Below are 8,314 nucleotides of genomic sequence, written 5' to 3'. Positions count from 1 at the left end.
CATAAAATCCGTCATACTGTGCTTCTTTTGCTATGCGTTCGTAATCTAGTGCTTGTAATTCTTTTGCTGCAACCTCACCGTCTGGTGTAATGTTGGTTCGTTTTACCAATCGCTTGTAGTCATTAGGGCCAAGCTTTTTAAGCAGAGCTCCATTAGCCTCTATGGCTTTTGTTGCTCGTTGGACTTGTTCCTCTCTAATTCGTTGTTGGTAGTGTTTGTATTTTAGTGAGAAGGTAAGGATAGCCTCCTTACGACAAAAGCAGAATTTAACGCTGAAAGAAGTGGCTGAAAAAGCCAACATGGATATTTATCCGTCGCAAAATTCCGTAACGAAACCGATGAGTCATATTGGGGAAGAAGTGGCTCATGTATTGGCTGGCAAGGTGGAACTTTTATTAGGAGCGGATACATTCCTATTAGAAGAAGGCGATAGTGTTCACATACCATCTGGCATAAACCATAAGTGGACAAATGTAGGCGAAACTATGGTGCGTGTTATATTTGCTATTACGCCACCAACATTTTAAGAATCACGGGCAAGTCTTGTTTTAAATGAATGGGATTAGGGAGTATAACCTACGAATAACAATTAAATAGCTACAATAGAAGGACAGTCAGTGCACATGACACTAACTGTCCTTTGTCATTTAAGTCTATTATTTATAGATTTTTTTCAAGATGTAAGTACTGAGCAAGAAGCCAAGTACAGCGAAGCCCACCATGAGTAAGAATACCATTTTGTAACCAGCATAGCCTGGGTTGCCGTCAAGGAGACTGCCGTAGATGGTGTACATGAAGGCACCAGGCAGGTAGCCGATGAAGGAACCGATAGACATGGCTGCACCAGTGATTTCGCGAGGTACATCCACTTCGTCCATGGGAGCGAAAAAGATAGCACGCATGGAGAATACTAACGCACTGATGAAGATGGTTACTGTCATGCCCACATAGATGTTGATGCTGTCATGTGGCAAGAAGGCAAAGCCCACTAAAACTAATGCAGTAATCAAGAAGGCGATTTTCATGTATTTAGTAGCGGATTTTAACGCTTTATCCGCTAGAAAACCACCAATAGGGCCACCAAGCATTTTTAAACCGTATTGGTTAATGATACCATACACGCCAACTAATACAACTGGAAGACCGTAGATGTCTTTCAAGAATGGAATGAAGTAAGTTAAACCACAGTATACGCTGTATACGAGGAAGATGTTGAAGGAAACGAGCCAAATGAATTTGTTTTGTAAGGCCATTTTAATTTTGGCAATGTCTTCAGACATACCAGAACCAGTGTTTTCTGTTTTAGGTTGTTTTTTGTCTGGCTCTAATAGGAAGTAGGTAATAACGCCAATAACGCCAGGTACGATGGCATAGAATAAAATGGCAGCTCGTAAGCCGAAGGCATCGCTGCCACAGGCGGAGAAGATGGCGAGGGCACAGAAGGCGATAATCGTATCGACTAGACCGCGGCCTGCTTCTAGGATGCCGAACATACGGCCTTGTTCATCTTTAGAGCCTAAGAGACGAACGGTTTTTAACATGGTTGGCCAGAACATCATGTCGGAGAAGATGGCTAGTAAACAATAAATTAATAAAAATATTTCATAAGATGGGAATGTGGATAGCCATAAACCGCTGAGGCAGATGCCAAGCAAGGATAATGGCACCATGATTTTTTTAGAAGTTTTGTCGGTTAAATAAATACTAGCTAAGAAACCGAATGTGGAAATGAAGCCTGCTAAACTCATAGCAGTACCAATTTGTGTATGGGATAAGCCCATGAATTGTTGCATTGGTACGTAGAAGGCGTCTTTCATAAAGCCTAATTTATAGATGGTGCCAGAACCAAGCATTAAGGCACCGAATGATATCCATTTCTTATCAATACTGGAACTCATAATTCACCTCGTAAACGTAAATAAAAAGTAAATCGTTTGCAAATAGATTTGACAGTTGTTAGTATACGGTTTCGGTTTTGTGTTGTCAATGCGTTTTTGTATAAAAATGTGTAAAAGTTTGCAAATTACAGAAAATTAAAAATTGGTATTGCACATATTGCAACAGTGTGCTAGTATAAGTGAGCAAATAGATTGTCGTTATATGAGGTGATTGTATGTTAGCAGAAGAACGATATCACGTTATAATCAATGAATTAGAAAAGAATTTTAGTGTGAAAACCGCAGATTTATGCACAAAAATGCAAGTGTCGCGGGAAACGATACGTCGAGACTTAGAGGAATTAGAAAAGCAAGGTTATGTGATGCGCATTCATGGCGGTGCAAAGAAGGTTGAAACAGACCATCGACCATCGTCGTATGTACCGTTTGATGAACGGCAAGTGGAAAACTTGTCGGATAAGGAGGCGGTGGCACGGTTGGCGGCGACGCTAATCAAGCCTAACCATTGCATTGCTTTGGACTCGGGTACTACATCTTTGTTATTGGCGAAGGAAATTGCCAGTTTAGGGTACCCAGTAACAGTGGTGACTAACTCGTTGGCCATTGCTAATGAATTAGTAAATGCAAACCAAATTACCTTGGTATTAACGGGTGGCATTTATAATGGTGAAGAACGTGCCTTTATTTCTGATTTATCGACGCTTATTTTTTCTAAAATCAATATTGATTTGTTCTTTTTAACGACTTGTGGCATATCTGTTGAAAAAGGCATTACCTATCAACGGATGGATGAGGTGAATACGCAATTGGCCATGATGCAAGCGGCAACGGAAACTATTGTCATTGCAGATAGTTCCAAAATTGGGGTTAATTCCTTGGTCAGCATGTGTTCCATCCAAGAGGTGGGTCGCATGATTACGGATACACATATTTCAGAAGAACAATTACAACAGTTTAAAGCCGCAGGCGTTACAGTTTTAGTAGCCCAAGAGGAGGGTGTATTACATGAGTAAACCAAATGTATTACTTGTGTCGATTGATGCATTAAAACCAGAATTCATTTTAGAACAAGCTGCTCATGGTGTTACATTACTAACCATTAGTGCACTGATGGAACAAGCACTAGTAGCAGAACAAGGTATGCAAAGTGTATTCCCAACGTTCACGTATCCAAGCCACCAAAGTATGATTACTGGTGTAAATCCCAATGTACATGGCATCGTCAATAATGGCATTTTTGATCCTAAGAAAGAGCATAATGGTGCGTGGCACTGGTTTGTAAATCAAAATGTCATCACCTTATGGGAAGCGGCGAAAAACGCTGGTTACGTTGTAGGCAGTGTGGCATTTCCAACGTCTATAGGGGCGAAAGGGGATTATATTTTGCCAGAATTCTGGTGGGATGGTTCTGATATTGACCATAAATTTATCGATGCTGTATCCGTACCGCAAGGATTAGCTGCTGAATTAGTAGCGGCTACTAGCGTATGTCCTAACGGTTTAGATTTAACGGATGAAGGGGATGCACAACGCTTCACAGCGGCTCATTGGGTGTTAGATACAAAAATCCGTCCAGCAGTAGCTGATGGTAAATCCTTCTTTATGACGGCTTACTTTGCATCTTTTGATGAAAGTGCTCACATTCATGGCGTTTCCAGTAAGGAAGCAGCTAACAGCTTGATGAAAATCGATACGATGTTAGGTAAATTGATTGCCACAGCGAAAGACATTGCTGGTGATAATCTTGTAGTTTGCGTATGCTCTGACCACGGTAGTTTAGATAACCAATTCAACATTTCGCCAAATGTGGTATTCACAGAAAAAGGTTTAATTTCCGTTGATGACGCTGGCAACATGACTGATTGGAAAGCCTTCTGCCAACGGGCTGGTGGCGTCGGCGAAATTCGCATGCATGCTGATGCTACTGAAGCAGATCGTCAATTAGTACTAGATATTCTTAATGAATTACAAGCGGATCCAGCGAAAGGCATTTTAGAAGTATTAACGAATGACATGGCACAAGCTCGTGGTGGCTTCCCTGAATCCGATTTTGTAGTGGTGTCTCGCAAAGGTTTTGAAATCCGCGAAGACTTAACAGGTCCATACTGCCATACGCACTTGTCCCAAGCAGCGCAACATGGTTACAGCGAGCAATTTGAAGAAATGCGTGCATCTTTCATTTTATCTGTACCAGGTGTGGCACCTAAACATATTGGCATGGTAAAACTCATCGACGTAGCACCAACATTGGCTGGAGTTATGGGGATTGAATTACCAAAAGCACAAGGAAAATCGGTATTAGCGTAAGGTGATGCTATGGAAAACTTGGAACAAGCCGTTGCCTATATTGCCAATGCCCTGTGGGGCGATTGGTTGTTATATACGCTAGTAGGCTTAGGTATATATGCGACTTTTATGACTCGTGGCATCCAATTTACCTTTCTAAAATTACTGCCTAAAGGTGTATTAACAAGTACTGGCACGAAATCAAAATCGGATATTTCATCGTACCAAAGTTTGTGTACTGCCTTGTCCAGTTGCGTCGGTGGTGGCAACATCGTTGGCGTAGCTACGGCCATTGCTTTAGGTGGCCCAGGGGCGATGCTGTGGATGTGGTTTTCCGCATTTTGGGGCATGGCGACCAAGTTTTGCGAAATTGTGTTAGGTATCATGTATCGTTCGTACAATGACAAGGGGATGCCTATTAGTGGCCCTATGTACTATATCCAACATGGGTTAGGGTGGTCCTTGCTAGCCCAATTAATGGCAATCTTGCTGTTTGTTCAAAATGGTGGTGCTACGATTATCCAATCTAACATTATTGGACAAGTGGTGAAAGAAGCCTTTCACGTACCATACATGTTGACGGCCGTAGTGTTGGCTGTGATTATGATTGTAGTCATTCGTGGAGAATTAAGTCGTATCGTCAACATATCCCAAACCTTGGTGCCTATTATGGCTACATTGTACGTGTTGGCTGGAGCCATTATTGTGCTCATTCACGTAGACCAAGTACCAATGATGGTAGCCAATATTTGGCATAGTGCCTTTAATGTACAAGCGGGTATCGGTGGTGTGGCTGGGTATGGTATCAAAGAAGCCATGCGTTATGGTTTAGCCCGCGGGCTATATTCCAATGAAGCTGGTGAAGGTTCGGCTGCTGTGCTACATGGTGTAGCTCACGTAGACCATCCGGTACGGCAAGGCTTTTACGGCATTATAGAGGTGTTCATTGATACCTTCGTTATCTGTAGTATCACAGGTCTTACCATTTTGATTACTGGTGTATACAGCTTTCACAGTAATCCAGCAACCTTAACGGCAGCTGCCTTCGATTCGGTGTTCAATGGGTATCGGTATGTGGTGTACATAAGTTTATTGCTGTTCTGTTCCACATCCATTATGAGCCAATGGTACTTTGGGCATGTAAGCTTGACTTTTTTGAAGTGGCGTCGTGGCAATATATTATATAAAGCTATTTTTCCTGTTTTGATTTATATTGGAACGACTAGTTCCGTACATTTTGTGTGGTATGTGCAAGATATAGCACTTGGTCTGCTGATCATTCCTAATATAGGCGCCTTGCTGTTCTTAATCCCTCGTGTGAAAGACAGCATTAGAGATTTTATAAATACATATTATCCAGTTAGTAAGGAGATAGAATAATGACAATTGATACAGAAGCATTAAAAAAATCCAATCCTGTGATTGCAGCGGCTGCTAATTTAGAAGAAACTTTCTGGTTCAATCCAAAATTCACGCCGGAAGGGTTTGAAAAAATAACTCAAGTAACGACAGACCAAATCAAAGATGCTAGCGACCGTTTACAACGTTTTGCTCCTTACTTGGCTCATGTATTCCCAGAATTAGCTGAAACTAAAGGTATTATCGAATCACCAGTAGTAGAAACAACAGAAATGAAAAAGTTCTTGAACGAAAACTTCGGTGCTGACATTACAGGTCGTTTGATGCTTAAAAAAGATAGCGATTTACCAGTAGCTGGTTCTGTAAAAGCTCGCGGTGGTATTCATGAAGTATTGAAACATGCTGAAGATTTAGCTATTGAGGCAGGTAAATTATCTTTAACTGATGATTACACTAAATTGGCTAGCCCTGAAATGGTAAAATTCTTCAGCCAATATACTGTACAAGTAGGTTCCACTGGTAACCTTGGTATGAGCATCGGTATTATGAGTGCTAAAATCGGCTTCACCGTTATCGTACACATGTCCGCTGATGCGAAAGAATGGAAGAAAAACTTGCTTCGCAGTCGTGGCGTACAAGTCGTAGAATACCAAGACGATTATGGTGCTGCTGTTGACGAAGGTCGTCGCAATTCCGATAAAGATCCAATGAGCTACTTCGTAGATGACGAAAATTCTCAACCATTATTCATGGGTTATGCCGTAGCTGCTGAACGTTTACAAAAACAATTGTCAGAACAAAACATCGCTGTTGACGAAGATCATCCTTTATTCGTTTACATCCCTTGCGGTATTGGTGGTGCACCAGGCGGTGTAACATATGGTTTAAAATCTATTTATGGTAAAAATGTTCATTGCTTCTTTACAGAACCAACTCATGCATGTTGCATGATGTTAGGAATGGCATCTGGTTTACATGATGGTATCTCTGTAAATGATATCGGTATTGATGGAAAAACAGAGGCAGACGGCCTAGCAGTAGGCAGACCATCCGCTTTTGTTGGTAAAGTTATTGAGCCTGTATTATCTGGCGTAGCGACTATTGAAGACGTTCGTCTATATGGTTTAATGCGTGCATTACTCGATACAGAAGGTACTTTCATCGAACCAAGTTCCTGTGCAGGTTATGGTTGCTTGATTCGTCCAGAAGACATGAAACGTTACTATGAAGAACAAGGGTTAACTGACAAAGTAGATAACATTACGCATATCGTTTGGGCTACTGGTGGTAGAATGGTACCTCAAGAAATGCGTGATAAATATTTAACTATGGGTTTATAAGAATAAGTAGCGTGGACACAATGTGTTCACGCTTACCTTTTTGTATGAGGTGTTTATGAGGCAATATTTAACTGTACTAATCGGCTGTATCATCCAGGCCTTCGCCATTTCCTGCATCTTAAAGCCGAACGACTTGGTGGTGGCGGGCATCACTGGTTGGGCCATCGTGTTAGAGCATTGGATTCACATTCCGTACACGTACATTTATTACGTAACGGTGCTGTGCATCTTGTTGTCCGCGTACTTGGTACTGGGCAAGCGGGCGGCAAAGCGCATCGTCTTTCTGTCGCTAACGTATCCGCTACTGCTCATCGTGGCAAATGCCTTAAGCTTTAATTTCATCGACGAAGGGACGGAAAAAATCGTCATTTGTATCTTCTACGGCGTGTTCATGGGCTTTGGTACGGGCTTGGTACTGAAAGAAGGGTTCAGCCAAGGCAGTTCGGATACGTTGGCGAAGGTAATTCACAAGCTGTGGGGTCATGGCTTGACCTTGCCACAAATGATGCTGGCCATTGATGTGTTTATCTTGCTCATATCCTTAACGGTATTTTCGAAGGTTACCGTATTGTATGCGTTAATCATTCAATTTACGTATTCCAAGGTTATTTCCTTCGTGCTATTCGGTGGCAATATGCGCATCGTTAAGATGGTGATTATCAGTAAAAACGTAGAGGCCATTAAGCAATTGCTAGACGACGAATTAGAAGTAGGGTACAGCCTAGACTATGTGGTGAACAAAAAAGGGGAGGTTATGGAGCGGATTATATCCGTACTACCTTTTCGCGATGCGGCCCAAACCCGAGAACGGGCCCAACAAGTGGACCCGAATGTGTTTATTAACTTCGTGCCGACCCTCGAGGCATGGGGGAAAGATAGCTTCTTGCAGAAACGCGAAGAGGCTGTGGGGTAGAACGAATACAATAGCATATTTTGATTGTAAAGCTGATAAAATCGGAATGGCTCTGGTTTTATCGGCTTTTTTATTGTGCTATAGAAGATTCATATTACGAATTTTGATATTGATGTGTGGCTAAATTTAGGGTATAATCCCATCTTTGACACTTACAAAAGAATAAAAGGCTAGAACCCCTTATTTTTACTGGGTTTCTAGCCTTTTTTGTGTGTGAAAAAAGTGAGTACTTTTTATGCCTTTCTGGTTGCTTTTAAAATTTTCTTCATTTGTGTTTCGCTTAAGACTTCATAATCTGTGCGGAATCCAAATGCATCGTGTAGTTTGTCGGTAATTTCAGTCCGTGTATAGGTAGGTACGAAATCGCCCGAAGATAGTTGAAAGAAGTTCATTTCCCTTAGTTTTTGTATCAAATCTCGTGGTGTAAAGTCGAGGTCAGTTTTCTTTTCTAGGTAGCGGTATAACGTTAAAGATAAGAAACAGGTTAAGAAATGAGTACGTATTCGTGCTTCTCGAGA

Annotated in this window: 9 protein-coding genes; 6 read left to right on the top strand and 3 right to left on the bottom strand. The window is 41.6% G+C overall.

All coding sequences use genetic code 11. From position 1 onward, the window contains the following. Positions 1 to 301: hypothetical protein (locus tag G344_RS12060; protein ID WP_478202078.1), on the bottom strand; the 301-nt coding region annotated here is incomplete at its 3' end. On the opposite strand from G344_RS12060, the gene G344_RS10910 reads away from it, so the two are divergent. Further along, complete coding sequence (locus G344_RS10910) at positions 300 to 527, top strand: cupin domain-containing protein (protein ID WP_051245837.1); 228 nt, start codon at positions 300 to 302, stop codon at positions 525 to 527. The two genes, G344_RS12060 and G344_RS10910, sit on opposite strands and share 2 nt — an antisense overlap. Positions 528 to 656: 129 nt before the next feature. Here G344_RS10910 and G344_RS0106765 read toward each other — a convergent pair whose 3' ends face one another. Next, a complete protein-coding gene (locus G344_RS0106765) occupies positions 657 to 1,898 on the bottom strand; it encodes an MFS transporter (RefSeq protein ID WP_028255537.1) in 1,242 nt (413 codons plus the stop codon). 215 nt (positions 1,899 to 2,113) lie between these two features. On the opposite strand from G344_RS0106765, the gene G344_RS0106760 reads away from it, so the two are divergent. Genes G344_RS0106760 through G344_RS0106740 form a run of 5 tightly spaced genes read left to right on the top strand, consistent with a single transcriptional unit; the run spans position 2,114 to position 7,796 of the window. After that, on the top strand, positions 2,114 to 2,911 hold the full coding sequence (locus G344_RS0106760) for a DeoR/GlpR family DNA-binding transcription regulator (protein ID WP_028255536.1): 798 nt from the start codon (positions 2,114 to 2,116) through the stop codon (positions 2,909 to 2,911). Beyond that, entirely contained in the window at positions 2,904 to 4,205 is a 1,302-nt protein-coding gene (locus G344_RS0106755; protein ID WP_038155198.1) for an alkaline phosphatase family protein, read from the top strand. Before G344_RS0106760 ends, G344_RS0106755 begins: the two co-directional genes overlap by 8 nt. Positions 4,206 to 4,214: 9 nt before the next feature. Continuing rightward, the gene (locus G344_RS0106750; protein WP_028255534.1) at positions 4,215 to 5,564 is read left to right on the top strand and encodes an alanine/glycine:cation symporter family protein; all 1,350 of its coding nucleotides are present in this window, start codon (positions 4,215 to 4,217) and stop codon (positions 5,562 to 5,564) included. Then, a complete protein-coding gene (locus tag G344_RS0106745; RefSeq protein ID WP_028255533.1) occupies positions 5,564 to 6,883 on the top strand; it encodes a D-serine ammonia-lyase in 1,320 nt (439 codons plus the stop codon). Before G344_RS0106750 ends, G344_RS0106745 begins: the two co-directional genes overlap by 1 nt. Positions 6,884 to 6,938: 55 nt before the next feature. Continuing rightward, positions 6,939 to 7,796, top strand: coding sequence for a YitT family protein (locus tag G344_RS0106740; protein ID WP_038155195.1), 858 nt, complete (start codon positions 6,939 to 6,941; stop codon positions 7,794 to 7,796). Between the two features lie 233 nt (positions 7,797 to 8,029). Here G344_RS0106740 and G344_RS12055 read toward each other — a convergent pair. After that, positions 8,030 to 8,314, bottom strand: a 285-nt coding sequence (locus tag G344_RS12055) for a hypothetical protein (protein ID WP_038155193.1), incomplete at its 5' end; no start/stop codon positions are given.

It is taken from the genome of Veillonella magna DSM 19857, from assembly GCF_000428745.1.
Lineage (GTDB): Bacteria > Bacillota > Negativicutes > Veillonellales > Veillonellaceae > Veillonella_A > Veillonella_A magna.
This window is presented reverse-complemented; position numbering and strand designations above follow the sequence as displayed.

Coding starts and splice junctions, on each gene's coding strand:
- G344_RS0106765 (WP_028255537.1), bottom strand. CDS start 1,898: ATGAGTTCCAGTATTGATAAGAAATGGATATCATTCGGTGCCTTAATG.
- G344_RS0106755 (WP_038155198.1), top strand. CDS start 2,904: ATGAGTAAACCAAATGTATTACTTGTGTCGATTGATGCATTAAAACCA.
- G344_RS0106750 (WP_028255534.1), top strand. CDS start 4,215: ATGGAAAACTTGGAACAAGCCGTTGCCTATATTGCCAATGCCCTGTGG.
- G344_RS0106740 (WP_038155195.1), top strand. CDS start 6,939: ATGAGGCAATATTTAACTGTACTAATCGGCTGTATCATCCAGGCCTTC.
- G344_RS0106745 (WP_028255533.1), top strand. CDS start 5,564: ATGACAATTGATACAGAAGCATTAAAAAAATCCAATCCTGTGATTGCA.
- G344_RS10910 (WP_051245837.1), top strand. CDS start 300: ATGGATATTTATCCGTCGCAAAATTCCGTAACGAAACCGATGAGTCAT.
- G344_RS0106760 (WP_028255536.1), top strand. CDS start 2,114: ATGTTAGCAGAAGAACGATATCACGTTATAATCAATGAATTAGAAAAG.